At 70.6% G+C, this 17,230-nt stretch carries 8 protein-coding genes; 7 read left to right on the plus strand and 1 reads right to left on the minus strand.

What is annotated here, in order from left to right; translation table 11 throughout:
• Positions 1-33: 33 nt before the first annotated feature.
• On the minus strand, positions 34-1,692 hold the full coding sequence (locus D2E24_RS02405; RefSeq protein WP_125967742.1) for a serine/threonine-protein kinase: 1,659 nt from the start codon (positions 1,690-1,692) through the stop codon (positions 34-36).
• Between the two features lie 381 nt (positions 1,693-2,073).
• On the opposite strand from D2E24_RS02405, the gene D2E24_RS02410 reads away from it, so the two are divergent.
• The 7 genes from D2E24_RS02410 to D2E24_RS02440 all read left to right on the plus strand — a co-directional run bounded on the left by D2E24_RS02410 (position 2,074) and on the right by D2E24_RS02440 (position 17,176).
• Positions 2,074-6,243, plus strand: coding sequence for a PD-(D/E)XK nuclease family protein (locus D2E24_RS02410; protein ID WP_125967743.1), 4,170 nt, complete (start codon positions 2,074-2,076; stop codon positions 6,241-6,243).
• The gene (locus D2E24_RS02415) at positions 6,240-10,562 is read left to right on the plus strand and encodes an ATP-dependent DNA helicase (protein ID WP_125967744.1); all 4,323 of its coding nucleotides are present in this window, start codon (positions 6,240-6,242) and stop codon (positions 10,560-10,562) included. The genes D2E24_RS02410 and D2E24_RS02415 overlap by 4 nt, the downstream gene beginning before the upstream one ends.
• Positions 10,563-10,755: 193 nt before the next feature.
• On the plus strand, positions 10,756-11,673 hold the full coding sequence (locus D2E24_RS02420) for a GNAT family N-acetyltransferase (protein ID WP_125967745.1): 918 nt from the start codon (positions 10,756-10,758) through the stop codon (positions 11,671-11,673).
• A complete protein-coding gene (locus D2E24_RS02425; RefSeq protein ID WP_125967746.1) occupies positions 11,670-13,088 on the plus strand; it encodes an MFS transporter in 1,419 nt (472 codons plus the stop codon). The genes D2E24_RS02420 and D2E24_RS02425 overlap by 4 nt, the downstream gene beginning before the upstream one ends.
• Positions 13,089-13,336: 248 nt before the next feature.
• Complete coding sequence (gene dapB, locus D2E24_RS02430) at positions 13,337-14,089, plus strand: 4-hydroxy-tetrahydrodipicolinate reductase (RefSeq protein WP_125967747.1); 753 nt, start codon at positions 13,337-13,339, stop codon at positions 14,087-14,089.
• A 43-nt stretch (positions 14,090-14,132) separates the two neighbouring features.
• Positions 14,133-15,035, plus strand: a complete 903-nt coding sequence (gene dapA / locus D2E24_RS02435) for a 4-hydroxy-tetrahydrodipicolinate synthase (protein ID WP_125967748.1) — start codon at positions 14,133-14,135, stop codon at positions 15,033-15,035.
• Positions 15,036-15,256: 221 nt separating this feature from the next.
• The gene (locus D2E24_RS02440) at positions 15,257-17,176 is read left to right on the plus strand and encodes a ribonuclease J (RefSeq protein ID WP_125967816.1); all 1,920 of its coding nucleotides are present in this window, start codon (positions 15,257-15,259) and stop codon (positions 17,174-17,176) included.
• Positions 17,177-17,230: the final 54 nt, after the last annotated feature.

Genomic DNA, 17,230 nt, shown 5'->3' on the forward strand with positions numbered 1-17,230 from the left:
CGGACCGGTTCCTTCCCAGTGGACCCATGATGGTCATGATGATTCCCCTTCACGCACGTCCCCCCGCGCATGACTGTCGTCATTCGCCTCGGCGGCGACGCATGCGATGGCGGGAACCGACGACATCAGGCCGCCTTCCCGGACCAGATCGACCCGGATGCAGGTGCCGATCCCGTCGGCGAGCGTGACGGACGCCCGTTCCCGGTCGGTGAGGTCCGCCGCCGCAAGCGCCGCACCCGACCCGTCCACCGGACGCCATGCGTAGGCGTCGCCGGGCCGTGGATCGGGGTTCGTCCAAGTGAACGTGACGGTTCCGTTCTCCTCCCGGCCCGAGAGGCCGGCCACCGGCGGCACGTATCCGACCGCCGCAGACGGGGCATCCGCCAAGCCTCCGGCGTCAGTCGAACCTTCGGAAGCCACCCGTTGCACGGACAACGTCGGGGATCCGGCGGACGGCGAGGCCACAGGCGGCGGGACGGAACCCGAGACCAGCGCGACGGCGGTCGGCAGGACGGCGGCGCACGCGAACACCGTGACGGGAACGGTCCTGACGGCACGACCGTCCCGACTGCGGGCCGGTGCCGATGCGGATGCATTCCGATGGAATGCCGTACCGGCAGCGGACGGCATCGGTGCGGCCATATGCCGGCACGCCGCCGCGCCGTCCTCGATGCCGGGCTGCCCGGACGAACGGCCATTCCCGGACGCCGTCCGATCGTCCCGCACCCGCACGAGCGCCCGCCGGAACTCCATGGCGGACCGGCAGCGCTCATCCGGATCGACGGCCAACGCCCGGACCAGCACCCGTGCAAGAGGCTCCGGCACCTCGTCCGGCATCGGCGGAACACGGCCGCCGGCGGCGGGGGACGATCCTCCGCCCGGGATTGAAGCGACGGGCCCAGGCGGCGGCATCCCGGCGAGCAGCCCGTACAGCGTGGCCGCCAGCGCATACACATCCGAGGCCTCCGTGCCCCCGGAACGGCCGGAAAGCACTTCCGGCGCCGCCCACGGACGTGAATGGCCGGTGGCCACGGACGGACGATAGACGTCTGCGGCCACGTCGAAATCGGACAGCGCCGGCAAGCCGTCGGCCATGACCAACACGTTCGCCGGCTTGACATCCCGATGGAGTATGCCGGCGCGATGCGCCGCGCACAGCGCTCCCGCAAGCCGGATGCCGAGGTCGATCACCTCATCCGCCGCCATCGGCCCAAGCATCATGCGCTCGCGGTACGAGCCTGAGGGCGCATAGGCGAGCACGAGACCGGGTGCGCCGCCCTCCAGCTCGATGGTCGAGAGCAACGGCAGCACGAACGGCTGGCCGGCAAGGCGACTCAGCGCATCGGCCTCGCCCCGCAGCCGCCGCCGCGCATGCGCGTCATGAGGATCGGACGGAATCTTGAGCGCGACCCGCTCGCCGGTGGCCGGATCGCGGTACAGATGCACGGTCGCCGTGGACCCCGACCCGATGGTGCGGACGAACACGTAGCCGGGCAGCCCGGGAATCCTCGTCGGCGGCGCGCCGATTGCGGCCGGGGCCTTCGCCGGGGACCGGGCGGGGACCGTCACGGCATCGCCGGCGGAGGGGGTGTCGGAGAGCATGACGGACGGATTGCCGGAACCGGCATCGTCGACGGATGCGATGAAGGCGCAGTCGCTCGCGTACGCGAATCGTGGGGGATTGCAAGCCATACCGGTCCCTTTCGCTCATGATGGGGGCGCCATCGTCGGTGCCATTCCGGTATGTCTCTCGCCATTCATTGATAACCTGCGGAGCGGACGCGCCGGATCCGGTACACGGCCCGTCCGCAGCATCCCCGCGCCGTCGCCCGGCGTGTCGCACGGTCATCCTCATCACCCAGGACCGAGCCGGCGAGGACGGGCGAATGCCGGACCGGGCGGCGACCCGGAGGCGATCCGATGGGATGGTGAACGGTCGGCCTCACCGAGGACGGCATACTATCGCGACGCGCCGGGAGTCGGCGGCAGGATTGAGCGGAGAGCAGGGCTGACGTGCTCCCGGGGGACGGTAGGAATCTGCCGGACCCCGAAACGGGCGTTAGTCTGGAATGCATGACTGGACACATCGAAGACGGACGGGCGGCGGCGCCGGGTCAGGCCGAGGGGACGGGCCTGCCGGTCGCCGGTGCCCGCGGGGGCGGACGAGCCGATACGCTGCTGGTCGTCGGCGGGCCGGGAGCGGGCAAGACGACGTTCGCGCTCGGCGAGCTGATCCGAGGCCTTCGCGAGTCGGGCGACCACGGTGCGGTGATGGCCGTGTCGGGACGTCAGTCCGCGGACCGTCTGGCCGATCGCGTGATACGGGAGATCGGCCCGATGTCGCAGGCGCGTCCGGTCACCACGCTGTCGGCGATCGCCTTCCGGCTGATCACCGCGCTCCGGGAACGCGACGGATCGACGCCGCCGAAACTGCTCAACGGCGCCGAACAGGACGCGCTGCTGCGGCAGGTGACGGCCGTGCACGTGGGTCATGTGCGCGCCGGCGATCCCTGCCCGACATGCGCGCTGCTGCGCGAGTACTTCTCGACCGACGACTGGCAGAGCGTGGTCGCCGCGGACGGCGGCGACGACCGGATCCGCGGGGTGAACGAATCGTTCGTCATGCAGCTGCGCGACATGCTGGCCCGCATGGACGAGCTGGGCGCCGGCGAGGCGAAGGAGGGGACGATCCTCGCCGCGCTGTCGCACTGGTCGCCGCGCGTGGAGCGGCTGCACGTCCAGTGGCGGCTGGCGTTCGCGCTGCGCCGCGAATACGCGCAGCGGGTGAAGTCGGCCTACCCGAACGAATACCGTCTCGACACGTCGCGGCTGCTGGTCGAAGGCACGGACGCGGCGTACGGTCTCGATGCCGCGGCCCTGCCCCGTCTGGTGGTCGTCGACGACTTCCAGGACCTGACGCTCGCCGGGCTGGCGTTCCTGACCGCGTTGCACGAGCGGGGCGTGCGGCTCGTCCTGGCCGGCAATCCGGACGAATCGGTCCAGTCGTTCCGCGGCTCCTACCCGGAATACCTGTTCGACCAGGCCCGTGTGCGATTGGGCGCCGAAACGGTGCGTCTCGACGGGGCCGGCTCCGATACCGGCGACGCGGACAAGGAGTACGGCTACCGCGACGTGGTCGCCTCGCGCATCTCGCTGTCGATCGCCGCGCCCGGCGACGACGACACGGCCCGCCCTCGCCGCGCCGGCAAACTGCCCGCGCTGCCCGGCTCGTACCCGATCCGCCGTCTCGACGACGACGATCCGGCGATGCGCCGCGGCGGCGTGGACACGATGCTCTACCGCAGCGACGCCGAGGAGCTCGACGACGTGACGTGGCGCATCAAACGCGCCCATCTGGCGGACGGCGTCGCCTGGAACGACATGGCGCTCATCGCGCACGACAACGACACGGTGCGGCGGTTCGGCGACCGTCTGCGCCGTGACGGCGTGCCGGTGCGCTACTCGTCGGTGACGCGCGCGCTGCGCGACGAGCCGTTCGTCCAAGGGCTGTTCGCCCTGCTGGAACTGGCACGCCTGCGCCAGAAGGGGATGGGCGGGGTCTCGGACATGGCGATGGGACTGTCCGGACTGGCGGCGTTCGTGCGTTCCCGCGCGGTGGCGTTCCTGACGAGCCCGCTGATCGACGTGGGAGGCGACCGGGACCACGCCGGCCGTCCGGTCCGCCTGTCGACGGTCGAATCCGCGATGTCCTCGCTCGGCGCATTGGCCGATGTCGTACGGCTGCGGGAGGACTCGGCCGACGGCCCGTCGGACGACGACGGGCGGCGTTCGGTTGCGGAGGCGGACTCGTCCGAAGGGCCGCTGACACAGCTGGTCCGATCCTGGGAGGTGTTGCGGGACCGGCTTGCCGCCGCATGCGACGGCGGCGCCGCCACCGGTCTGACGACCGACGATTCGCTGGTCGACCCCGGTTCCGCGGACGACGTGCCGTTCGGCGGAGCCGCGCTGTACCTGATGCTCGCATTCGGCGACGCCGATGAAGCCGACGACGTGCTGGCCTCCATCCAGTCGGTGTGCGGCCGGGACCCGCATGCCGAGGCGTTCGCCCGGATGTGGAATCTGACGTCCCGCCTGGCTTCGGCATTGTCGTCGCTGCCGTCGGACGAGGCGCAGTACGCGCTCTGGGCGGCGTGGGACGAGTGCGGTGTGGCCTCCCGATGGCAGCGCGAGGCGTTGGAGAACACCGACGCCGGACGTGCCGCCAACGACCGTCTCGACACGGCGATGCGCCTGTTCGCCTACGCGGCCGGATCGGCGCAGACGCACGACATCGAAGGCTTCATGGCCCAGATCCGTTCGATGCGCATCGAAGCCGACTCGCTCGCCAAGACCGCGCCGATCGACCAGGCGGTGACGCTCACCACGCCCGCGGGCGCGGCGGGCGAACGATGGCCGCTGGTGTGGATGCCCGCCGTCCAGCAGGGCGTATGGCCCAACCTCGCCGCCCGCAACACCATGTTCGGCGGCGAGGACCTGGCCGATGTGATGCTCACCGGCGCGTTGAGCGACGAGGCCGCCCCCGGCGACCCGCAGCTCGAAGCGGTGCTGGCCAGCGAACAGAAGAGCCTGCTGGTGGCGGTGACGCGCGCCACGCGCCACCTGTCGGTCAGCGCCGCGTACAGCGACGACCTGACCCCCTCCGACTTCCTGTACGCCTACCTGCCCGAACGCTTCGACCGCGCCGCGCACGCCGATCCGGAACGCCGCGGATACACCGAACCCGGCATGACCGACCGGTTCCACGGTCTGGACGCCACGCCGCGCGGCTTGGTCACCGCCGCCCGCGTGACGATGGCGGCCACCGGAAGCACGCCGGCGGACGCGCACGACGCCGCCGACGCGCTGCACCTGCTCGCCGACCACGGCGTCGCCGCAGCGGATCGCGCGACATGGCCGTTCATGGGGACGGCCGACGATGCCGCAGCACAGCCGGCACAACCGGCACCGTCGGTGCAACGGACAGCGTCGGACGGGAAGGACGACCGTCCGTCTCCGTCCGACGGAGACCAGACGACACGCCCCACGGTCACGCTCTCGCCGTCCGGCGTGGACGGCATCTGGGCGTGCCCGGTGTGCTGGCTGATGGAGCACCGCTTCACCGGCCCCACCGTCAGCGGCCTGTCCGCATCGTTCGGCACCCTGATCCACGCCGTCGCCCAACAGGCCAGCGAGGAGGGCCTCGACCTGCCCGGCGCCATGGGCGACGTGGGCGACGACGAGGCGCGCATCGAGGCGATAACCGACCGGATGAGCGCCATCTACCGCGAGCTGCGCGGCGGCAACGACCCATCCGACCCGAAACGCCACTACGAGACGATGCTCCAGGACGCCACCGCACGGGAACGCCTCCGGAACATCGCCTCCTACTTCGTCACCTCGAACGGGCCCGACTATCCGACCGGCAACACGAAGCACTTCCGGGTCGGCACGCTCGAATCGGCCGAATGCGAACGCGACATCGACGCGATGTTCGGCCTCGACGACATCGTCGCCGCCTACAACGCGATGGACGGCGTACCTCCCGTCACCCGAGGCGAACTGACGGCCATCATGGGCATGCTCGTCGGAGGATGGCCCGAAGGCATGGACGAGGGCATCCTCGTACGGCTCAACGGCCGCATGGACCGCCTGGAACACCGGCACACCGCGGACGGCGGGGAGACGATCCGCCTGATCGACTACAAGACCGGCTCCATGCCGGGAACCAAGCAGATCGTCAACGACCTGCAGCTCGTGTGCTACCAGATGGCGCTCGCGTTCCCCGGCGGAAGACGGTCCGCTCCGGGGCCGCAATGCCCCGTCCCGGTGGCGCAGAGCGCGCTGTTCCACGTCTCCGCCAAGGGCGCGCCGGCCGACAGCTTCGGCGCGGAAGGCCTGCACCAGCCTCCGCTGTTCGTCGACGGGCATCTCAACGACACGGCGTACCGGCCGCGCTTCCACTATCCGAAACCCGAGGCGTTGCTGGACGTGCCCGACCTGCCCGCACAGGCGCCGCAGGGCGTGGGCGAGGACACATGGCGGGGACTGCTGGAGCTGCGAGGCACCCAGGCCGTATGGGCGCTGACCATGGTCTCGCGCGTCTTCTACGCCGCGGCGGCCTGCCGCAGCACCCGCTTCGCGGCACGTCCCCAGCCCTACCACGTCAGGAAATGCCGCAGGAAGGACGTATGCCCGGCATGCGCGGGACAGGTGGACACCGTATTCGAAACGAGGCAGGCATGAGCGAACAGACCGGCGGACGCCCCGCCTTCACCGACAGCCCCGAACAGGCGCGCGTCATCGGCGCGCCGGCCGACGACGACGTGCTGGTCGTCGCCGGTGCAGGCAGCGGCAAGACGTACACGATGACGCGCCGCATCATCGCCCTCATCGAACGGGGCGTGTCGCCCGAGCGCATCCTCGGCCTGACGTTCACGCGCAAGGCCGCCTCCGAACTGCTCGCCCGCGTCTCCGCGGCGGTGACGGCCGACGGGACCATCGACGCCAGACGCGCGTTCCTCAAACCCGAGGTGTCCACGTACGACGCGTTCTTCCAGACAATCGTGCGCCAATACGGTCTGCTGGTCGGATTCGACCAGAACACGCAGCCGCTGAGCGACGCCGGCGCACGCCAGCTGGCGTCCGTGGTCGTCGGACGGCACCCCGACCTGCTGCTCGCCCACGAACTGGGGTCGTTCGACACGGTCGTGGGATCCGTGCTCGACCTGTCGCATGCGATCGGCAACGCGATGATCGGCGGCGGCGTTGACTCCGTCGACACGGCCATCGCACGCATCCGACGCTGGGACACCGACTTCATCCGATGCCTCGACACCGCGATCGGCGACGAACCGGTCCCGGACGAGGAGCCGAAACGGAATAAGCCGCGCAAGTCGAAGAAGGACACCGACGCGGACCGGGAGGCGAAACGCGCCCAGTACCGCGACCAGCTGCACGCGTACACGGTATGGCGGTGCGCCGGACTGCGCGACGTCACGCGACGCCGCGACGCGCTGCTCGACCTGGTCGCGGACTACGAGCTGGAGAAGCGCCGGCAGAACATGGCCGAGTTCAGCGACTTCACCGTGGCCGCCTACCAGCTGGTCACCCGCTTCCCGTCCATCGGCGCACGCTACCGCCGCCGGTACACGCACGTGCTGCTGGACGAATACCAAGACACCTCCACGACGCAGGCGATGCTGCTGGCCGCGCTGTTCCACCCCGGCGAGGACCCGGCGCGCGTCGTGACGGACGGGGACGGGGATGTGGCCGTCGCGCGCACCGCCGGAGACGCCGTCGGCGAAGCGTCGGCTTCGACATCCGCGTCCGCATCCGGCGAACTCGGCTGGGACATAGCATCATTGCGCCGGATGGCCGCAAACGGCAGGCGGCCGCACGTCGCAACCCGAGACGGAAACCGCAGCGCGGTGAACGCGGTCGGCGACCCCTTCCAGTCGATCTACGCGTTCCGCGGCGCAAGCCCGGGCGCGTTCCGCATGTTCCAACGCGACTTCGGCATGGGGGAGACGGCCCGGCCGTTCCCGTTGAGCGTCACCCGACGCAACTCGCGCATCGTGCTGGAGGCCGCCAACAACCTGACCCAGCCGCTGCGCGTGCCGCCGCGCCGCGCCGGCAGCTCGCTCATGCGCGAAGTGGACGTGGCCGAACTGAGTCACATGGACACGGCCCCGCAGGGCACACTCGGCGTGTTGGGCCTGACCACACTCGGCCAGGAGATCGACGCGGTCGCCCGCTTCGCCAAACGCGCGATCGCGCTGCATACGCCGGGAGCGTCGGCCGACGGCACCGCGGCGACGGACGCGCGCCCGCATGTGGCGGTCCTGTTCCGCTCCAAGATCGCGATGCCCGCATTCGCGCGCGGACTCGAACGCGCCGGTCTGACCACACTCGTCGTGGGCCGTTCGGCGCTGCTCGAACGCCCCGAGATCAAGGACCTGCTCGCGCTCCTGCGCGCGGTGGTCGACCACACCGACCCCGAACCGCTGCTGCGTCTGCTGGCTACGCCCCGCTACGGGCTCGGCTCCGAGGAGCTGCGCCGCCTGTCGCGGCTGACCGAACGCGCCGACGCCGAAGGCCGACTGCGCGCGCTCATCGAGGCCGGCATCGTCGACCCGTCCGCCATCCCCGGAGCGTCCGGGGCGGCCGCCGCTTCGGATCCGTCCGCCGCGGGTCTCTCCTCCGAGGCGGTCGACGCGATCGTTCGCGAATACCGCGACCGCGTACCCCACAGCGTGTTCCTCGCCGACCTGCTCATGCGCGACGACCTGCCCGACCTGCTCGGACGCGCCGACGGATTCGCTCCGGAGACGGTGCGCGCGACGCTGCTTGCCGCGGGAGCGCTCCGGCAGGTGCAGGCCGTCGCCAACCGCGGTCTGCGCGAGGTCGTCGACGAGGCGGTGCGGGCGCTGAACCTCGACATCGACCTGATCGTCGCCCAGGCGGTGACGGCGCCCGAACGCGACGTGAACCCCTCGCAGGCGATGTCGGGCATCGCATCGTTCGCCGCGCTCGTGGACACGTATGCGCGCGAGATCGTCGAAGGCACGACGCCCACCCTGCACGGGTTCGTCGACTGGGTCGAATCGCTCAGGGACGTCGAGGACACGGCCGCCACGCCGCCCGACACCCCGGTCGACGTGGTGCTCATGACCATCCACCAGTCCAAGGGCCTCGAATGGGACGCGGTCGCCGTCGCCGGCATGACCGCCGGCACATTCCCCAGCAACAAGGGCGGCCTGCGCATCGACGCCGACCCGGACCACGAGGGGACGATGCGCGACGGTCATTGGATCCCGCCCGAATACCATGTGAGCGTGCGCACCTGGCTGGACGACGCGTCGGCCGTGCCCGCGCCGGTGCGCGTCGACGCCGGCATCCTGCCCCGGTTCCCCCACGACGCCGCACCCGGCGCCGACCCCGCGGATGCGCTGGCGATGCTGGACGACGTGGAGGTCATCGACGACGAGATCTACGGCGACATGCGCGGCGAGGACATCGGCGACGACATGGACCAGACGGACGCCGACGGCTGGTATCTGACGCAGGGCGAGGAATACGGCCGCCGCCTGCTCGCCGACGAACGGCGGCTGGCGTACGTGGCGCTCACGCGCGCCCGCCACGACGCGCTGCTCACCTACAGCCGCTACGGCAGCGAATCGACCGACCCGCGCACGCTGGGAGCGGACGGCACGAAGCCGAAGGAGAGCAAGCCGTCGGTGTTCTGGAGCGAGGTCTGCGATTCGATGTGCCATCACGACGGGATCGTAAGCGCCGTCGCCATCGCCGAAGCGGAGAGCGCGCGGGAGGAGGCGGAACGGTCGGCGGAACCGTCTTCGGAACGATCCGAGAAACGATCCGTGGAACAGTCCGCGTCGGGGTGCCCCGACACGCTGGCCTCGATCGGCGCGCCCGCGCCCGAAGGATACTTCGTCGGCGAGCATGCCGCCGCTTACGCCGAGACGGTGGTCGCGGACGCATGGCGCGCCCCGCTCGCCTCGGAAGGCGGCGACTCGTCGCTGCCGTGGCCGGCGTCGCTGTCGGAGGCGACGATGGCCCGGCTGCGCGGGAACGTCGACGCCGACGATTCCGTCGGCGCGGGCGGGAACGACGACGCCGATGCCGATATGCCGGGAGGACCGGGTGCGGCGCCCGACGCCGACTCGCTGCTGGGCCGCGCGATGATGCTGGTGTCCGACCCGGACCTGATGCCGGCCGGCTCCATGACCGCCGCCGGCATCGACGAACGGGTGCGGGAGCGCGCGACCCGACTGCTCGCCGCCGGACGGCAGAACGTCACCTCATTGCAGGCGCGCGCCGGCCATCTGAGCGAACGCGAATCACGGGCCGTCTGGCGCGGCGTCGTCCGTCCGATCCCGCACGTCGCCTCGCCGTCGGCGCAGGCGGGCACGCTGCTGCACGCGTGGGCGGAACGCTTCGTCAACGCGTCGGACGACGGCATGCCCGACGTCACCGCCGCGGGCGCGGTCGCGGCATCGGACACGACGGCGACGCCGCTCGCCTCCGGCACGCCGGGCGAATCGCGCGAATCCCTGATCGCCGACCTGGATGCCCGGGAACGCGACCCCGATGCCGACGCCAAGGAACGCGACCTGCGCGACCTGACCGTCTGGAAGCGCCGTCTCGTCGAATCGCGGTGGGCGCGCCGGCGACCAGCATGGGCGGAACGGCAGATCGTGGCCGAACTGCCGGGCGTGGGCATCGTCAACGGCAAGCTCGACGCCGTGTTCCACGGCGGCCTCGACCCGGACGATCCGGCCAAACGCTACACGATCGTCGACTGGAAGACCGGCCGGCGACCCCGCCGCGCCGACGAGATCGACGCCAGACTCGTGCAGCTCGACTGGTACCGTCTGCTGCTGGCGTATATCGAGAACGTGGAACTGGACAGTATCGACGCCACACTCTACTATCTGAGTGAATCCGACGAGGGGAAGCGCGAGCTGCACGCCCGCGCGAAAAGCGAGGCGGAGATCCTCGCCGAACTGAACGACGGCATTCCGGAACAATCCGACGACGACTGAGCGAACACGGGTCGGGATCCGCCGCGGCGCGCATGACGGCGCGCCGGCGGGCCGACCCGTCCAGGCGACCGGCCGAGGACGCGCTGCGGGGGAACGCACCGCAGCGTCGTCGGGGAGGAACGCCGCGACCCCGCAGGCGCGCGTGGGCGGGCACCCGCGCCGACGACACCACGACAAAGGAGCAACGATAACCATGGCTGCGACCATCGCAACCAGCATCGCCGCGCAGGGCGGCGACCACCAGTCCCACCAGTCCGATCCGCACTCCGGCACCGCCGCGCCGACCGTACGCTACCGCACGATGAGCTGGGACGACGTCGACGCGATCGTCGACCTGTTCGACCGCACCTGGCCGCCGGAAGACACGCTCGCCGGCACGCCGGCCGGACTGCTCGTCTCCCGCTACTTCACCCTCCACTACCTCGAGCACACCACGTACGGCATCGTCGCCGAACGCGACGACGGCATGTTCGCCGGCGTGATCCTCGCCCGCGTCGCCGGCGCACGCCCGCTGTACGACGTGGTGCCGGCCATGATGGCGCAGGCGCGCGCCGACCTCGCCGGCAATGAGGCGGCATTGGAGAGCCTGCGCGGCCTCGACCGCGCGTTCGACGTCGAACTCGAACTGGAGGCGTCCTGCGGCGTCAACGACACCACACAGGGCGAACTCGAACTGTTCGTCGTCAACCCGGACGTGCGCGGCGCCGGCGTCGGCGGCGGCCTGTGGCGCCGCGCCCAGGCGCACCTGGCGCAGGCCGGCGTCGAATCGTACTACCTGCACACCGACTCCGACTGCGACGTGAGCTTCTACGACCACAAGGGCATGACCCGCGTGGCCGAACGGCTCCACGCGGCCGCATCCGCGCCGGCCGCCCCGGCCGCCCCGACCGCACCGTCGTCCGAAGGCGCCGCCGATGAACTGTGGGCGTTCGCCGACGACATGTTCATCTACCGAGGTCCGGTCGACCGCGCCGCACTGGACGCGCTCACCGGCCACACGGCCTCGGAGGCCGAAACGGCGCTCGCGTCCGTCGCCTCCCTGCGTGAGGACTGGTCCGCGCCGGCCGAACCGCTCGCGGACGCCGCCGAACCGGGGGAGCGCGGCCGATGAGCGCCGCCTCCCGCACCGACGGCCGTCCAGCGGCCGACACGTCCGCCGGCCGCGCCGCCTCCCCGTACGCGCGCCTGTTCGCCCTGCCGGGTGCAGCGGCGTTCTGCGTGTCCGGCGCGGTGGCGCGCCTGCCGCTGTCGATGATGAGCCTGGGCATCGTGCTCGCGCTCAACCACCTGTACGACAACTGGACCGTGGCCGGTTCGATGAGCGCCGCCTACATCCTCGCCGTCGCCGTCGTCACACCCGTGTACGCGCGCCTGTTCGACCGCCTCGGCCAGCGCCGCGTGGGCCGCGTCGCCCTCGCCGTGCAGGTGGTCGTCATGATCTCGTTCGCCCTCGCCGCGCTCAACCGCGTGCCGATCCCCGCGCTGTTCGCCCTCGCGATCGCGATGGGCCTGACCCAGTTCTCGTTCGGCGCGCTCGTGCGCACCCGCTGGGCGTACGCGCTGCGCGGCAACGCCGACCCGTCGCTGCTCAACACCGCGTACGCGCTCGAATCCGCGATCGACGAGATCGTGTTCATCCTCGGCCCGATCCTCGCCGCGTTCCTCGCCACGTCGGTCCACCCCGTCTCCCAGCTGTTCGTGCCGACCCTCGCCTGCGGCATCGGCGGCACCGTGTTCTTCTCCCTGAAACGCACGCAGCCGCCGGTCCTGGAACCGGTCGACGTGACGCCCGCCGCCGCGGACGACGCCGACGTGGCCGCCGCGCGTCGCTTCGGCAGGCCGTCCGCATCCGCGGCCGCCGGCGTGGCCGGCGACTGCGACGCGCCCCGGTCCGCCTCGTCCGCCGACCGTCTGACCCTCGACCGGCTGCACACCGCGCCGGACGCCGACAAGCCGAGGAACGTGCTGCTCTACCCGGGCGTCCTGCCCGTGCTCATCGTGTTCGTCGTGTTCAACATGAGCTTCACCGCGTTCGACGTGTCGATGACCGCGTCGATGAAGACCGCCGGCGTCGAGCAGTGGCTCGGCCTCCAGCTGGCCATGCTCGCCCTCGGCTCGTGCATCGGCGCCGTCATCTTCGGCTCGCACGAGATGAAGGGCTCCCACTGGCGGCACATGGTCGTGTTCCTTGCGCTGCTGGCCGTCGGCTTCGCCCTGTTCCGCGTCGTCATGGACCACTACCTGCTGCTCGGCGTGCTCGAAGTGGTGACCGGCCTGTGCATCTCGCCGCTGTTCGCCACCGGCAACCTCATCGTCAAGGGCATCGTGCCCGAACGTTCGCTGACCGAAGGCCTGTCGTGGCTCACCACCGCCGGCTCGGTCGGCACCTCGTTCGGCTCCACGTTCGCCGGCGCCGTGCTCGACGCCGCCGGTCCCCACACCAGCATGATGATCCCCTGGGTGTCGGTCGCCTGCGCGGTCCCGCTCGCCCTCGTCGGCTGGGCGCTCGCCCGACGACGCCGCTGACCGTCGTCGGCGGACGCCGCCGACAGCCGCCGCGGTTCCGGCGTCGACGACTGCGTCGGGGCCGACGGCGGCGTGCGGAGCCATCCGCCGTGAGCGGACGGCCGCATCCGCGCCGCCGCCTGTGGTAGAACACAGATGAAGCGTACCGGCCTCCGCACGGCATCCACGTCGGCCGCCTGTCCACCATCCGGACAGGCGGTCCGCAATCCCCGCGGCGGCCCAAGGACTCCGAACGAAAGGACACGGACATGATCAGGGTTTCTGTGGTCGGCGCCAAGGGGCGCATGGGATCGCACGTCGTCGACGCGGTGAACGCGGCGGACGACACGCAGCTGGCGCTCGCCCTCGACGCGGGCGACGACCTGCACGCCATCACCCCCGACAACACCGACGTCGCGGTCGAATTCACCGTGCCGTCCGTGGCGCTCGACAACGTGCTCACGCTCATCGCCCAGGGCGTCGACGTGGTCGTCGGCACCACCGGCTGGACCGACGAACGCCTCGAGCGGGTGCGCGAGGCGCTCGCCGCCGCGCCGCGCGACGACCAGGCCGTGTTCATCGCGCCGAACTTCGCGATCTCCGCGGTCCTCGCCGCCCACTTCGCCGCCGTGGCCGCACCGTACTTCGAATCGGCCGAAGTGGTCGAACTGCACCATCCGAACAAGGTCGACGCGCCCTCCGGCACCGCGATCCACACCGCCGCCGGCATCGCCCGCGCGCGTGCGGCGGCGGGCCTGGGCGCCATGCCCGACGCGACCGAGACCGACGGCGGCTCGCGCGGCCAGGTCGTCGACGGCGTGCACGTGCACGCCGTGCGCCTGCGCGGCCTGAACGCGCACGAGGAGGTGCTGCTGGGCAACGCCGGCGAACAGCTGACGATCCGCGCCGACAGCTTCGACCGCGTCAGCTTCATGCCCGGCGTGCTGCTCGCCGTGCGCAAGCTCGCCGCCGGCGGACACGCCGGCCTGACCGTGGGACTGGACCGCTTCCTCGACCTGTGACGGCACTGCGGCGCGTCCCGGCCGCGAAGTACCGTTGAACGTTATGAGTGAGACGATCCATCTTCTTGATCCGGCCCCGTTCGGGCGCATCCTTCCGGCCATGATCACGCCGATGAAATCCGACGGCTCCGTCGATTTCGAGGCGGCGCAGAAGGTCGCCCGACAGCTTGTCGCAGACGGGGCCGACGGCATCGTCGTCAACGGCACCACCGGCGAATCGCCCACCACCCACATGGACGAGAAGGTGGAGCTCGTCGCCGCCGTCCGCGAGGTCGTGGACGTGCCGATCATCTCGGGAGCGGGCTCGAACGACACCGCGCACACGGTGCGCATGGTCGAACAGACCCAGGAGGCGGGCGCCGACGCGGTGCTCGTCGTCGCCCCCTACTATTCCCGCCCCTCCCAGGAGGGCATCTACCGCCACTACAAGGCGGTCGACGAGTCGGCCGACAAGCCGATCATCATCTACGACGTGCCCGGCCGCACCGGCGTGCACATCCAGCTCGAAACCTACCGCCGCATGTCCGAACTCGACCATGTGACCGCCGTCAAGGACGCCACCGGCGACATCGCCGGCGCGGTCCGCAAGCGCATGGAGACCGGCCTCGACTGGTACTCCGGCGACGACGGCCTGTTCCTGCCGTTCCTGTCGGTCGGCGCGGTGGGCATCATCTCCGTCATCGCGCACGCGGCCGCCGGCCCGATGCGCGACCTGGCCGCCGCGTTCGACCGCGGCGACATCCACGAGGCGCAGCGCATCGCCGTGCAGCTGGCCCCGCTGGTCGAATCGATGAACGGCAACGGCTTCCAGGCCGTCATGGCCAAGGCCGCGCTCAAGGTGCGCGGCGTGCTCGACGACACGTCGATGCGCCTGCCGAACGTCGGCCCCGGCCCGCAGGAGCTGTACCGCGCCGAAGAGGGCATGCGCGCATCCGGCCTGCTGTGACCCGTCCGGCCCGCGCCGGCGTCCGCGCGTCCGCATCGGACGCCGGCCGGCGCGGGCCCCGCAACGTCGTCCCCGTACAGGCGGGGACACCAATCAGACAGAAATCCAACCAGGAAATGGCTAACACACAAGAAACGAACATCGCAACCAACGAACACGCCGCAACCGGCGTCAGCCAACTCGAAAGCGAGCAGATCGCCGCCGCCCAGGCCGCGGTCGACATGCTCGACAGCCTCGCCGACCCCGCCGCCCGCAAGGGCGCGAAGGCGGCCAAGACCACCCGCACCCGCAAGGCCTCCTCCAAGACCGTCAAGTCGGAGAAGTCCGCGGACGGCAAGTCCGAATCCAAGTCCGAATCCAAGTCCGCCTCGCGCACCCGCTCCGGCCGCTCCGGCGGTCCGCGCCGCGCCCGCGCCTCCCAGCCGGCGTCCACCCCGCAGCAGGGCACGCTCATCGCCCCGCCGAAGTACCGCAAGGGCTCAATGCGCATCGTGCCGCTGGGCGGTCTGGGCGAGATCGGCCGCAACATGAACGTGGTCGAATACAACGGCCACCTGCTGCTCATCGACTGCGGCGTGCTCTTCCCCGAAGAGGAGCAGCCGGGCGTCGACCTGATTCTCCCCGACTTCCACTACATCAAGGACCGTCTCGACCAGGTCGAGGCGCTCGTCCTCACCCACGGCCACGAGGACCACATCGGCGGCGTGCCCTACCTGCTCAAGCTGCGCCCGGACATCCCGCTGATCGGATCCAAGCTCACGCTCGCGTTCGTCGAGGCGAAGTGCAAGGAGCACCGCATCGACCCGGTCATGGTGCCGGTGCAGGGCCGCGACAAGATGAAGGCCGGCCCGTTCAACCTCGAGTTCGTCAACGTCACCCATTCCATCCCGGACGCGCTGGCCGTCTACGTGAAGACCCCGGCCGGCTCACTCATCGACACCGGCGACATCAAGCTCGACCAGCTGCCGCTCGACCACCGCACCACCGACCTGGTGGAGTTCGGCAAGATCGGCGAGCAGGGCGTCGACCTGCTCATGATGGACTCCACCAACGCCGAGGTGCCCGGCTTCGTCAAGCCGGAGACCACGATCGGCCCGGCGCTCGACCAGGCGTTCGCGCAGGCCAGCCGCAAGATCATCGTCGCCAGCTTCTCCAGCCACGTCCACCGCGTCCAGCAGGTCGTCGACGCGGCGCACAAGTACGGCCGCAAGGTCGTGTTCGTGGGCCGTTCGATGGTGCGCAACATGGCCATCGCCGCCGACCTCGGCTACCTGCACCTGCCCGAGGACACCGTCATCGACCTCAAGCAGGCGCACGACGTGCAGGACGACAAGCTCGTCTACATGTGCACCGGCTCCCAGGGCGAGCCGATGGCCGCGCTCGGCCGCATCGCCGACGGCAACCACCGCGACATCGAGATCAACGAGTTCGACACGGTCATCCTCGCCAGCTCGCTCATCCCGGGCAACGAGCACGGCGTGTACAAGATCATCAACAAGCTCGTGCAGAAGGGCGCGCGCGTCGTCAACCGCGACAACGCGGCCGTGCACGTGTCCGGCCACTGCAACGAGGGCGAGCTGCTGTACATGTACAACATCGTCAAGCCCAAGTGCGCGATGCCGATCCACGGCGAGAACCGCCACCTCATCGCCAACGGCCTGATCGCCGTCAAGACCGGCGTCAGCCCCGACAACGTCGTGCTCGCTCAGGACGGCGACGTGGTCGACCTGTACCACGGCAAGGCCGCGGTCGTCGGCTCCGTGCCGTGCGGCTACGTGTACGTCGACGGCGACTCGGTCGGCGAGCTCACCGAGGACGAGCTGGAGAAGCGCCGCATCCTCGGCACCGAAGGCTTCGTGTCCTGCTTCGCCGTCGTCGACACCGACGCCGCCGAAGTCGTCTCCGGCCCGAAGATCTTCCTCAACGCCGTGGCCGAGGACGAAAGCGAATTCGACAAGGTGCGCCACCAGATCGTCGAACAGCTCAACGACGCGATGATGTCCGGCACGCGCGACACGTACAAGCTGCAGCAGATCATGCGACGCACGCTCGGCGGCTGGGTCGCACGCCAGCTGCACCGCAAGCCGATGATCGTGCCCGTCGTGGCCGACATCGCCGAGGACGACCAGCCGACGCGCTGACGTCCCCACCGGATTTGATCAGATAAACCGAGGCGGCGTGACCGGCACAACCGG

The organism is Bifidobacterium samirii (assembly GCF_003952945.1).
In the GTDB taxonomy this organism is placed as follows: domain Bacteria; phylum Actinomycetota; class Actinomycetes; order Actinomycetales; family Bifidobacteriaceae; genus Bifidobacterium; species Bifidobacterium samirii.

Bases quoted from the DNA above. Each gene is read 5' to 3' on its own strand.
- D2E24_RS02405 (WP_125967742.1), bottom strand. From the start codon at position 1,692: ATGGCTTGCAATCCCCCACGATTCGCGTACGCGAGCGACTGCGCCTTC.
- D2E24_RS02410 (WP_125967743.1), top strand. From the start codon at position 2,074: ATGACTGGACACATCGAAGACGGACGGGCGGCGGCGCCGGGTCAGGCC.
- D2E24_RS02415 (WP_125967744.1), top strand. From the start codon at position 6,240: ATGAGCGAACAGACCGGCGGACGCCCCGCCTTCACCGACAGCCCCGAA.
- D2E24_RS02420 (WP_125967745.1), top strand. From the start codon at position 10,756: ATGGCTGCGACCATCGCAACCAGCATCGCCGCGCAGGGCGGCGACCAC.
- D2E24_RS02425 (WP_125967746.1), top strand. From the start codon at position 11,670: ATGAGCGCCGCCTCCCGCACCGACGGCCGTCCAGCGGCCGACACGTCC.
- dapB (WP_125967747.1), top strand. From the start codon at position 13,337: ATGATCAGGGTTTCTGTGGTCGGCGCCAAGGGGCGCATGGGATCGCAC.
- dapA (WP_125967748.1), top strand. From the start codon at position 14,133: ATGAGTGAGACGATCCATCTTCTTGATCCGGCCCCGTTCGGGCGCATC.
- D2E24_RS02440 (WP_125967816.1), top strand. From the start codon at position 15,257: ATGCTCGACAGCCTCGCCGACCCCGCCGCCCGCAAGGGCGCGAAGGCG.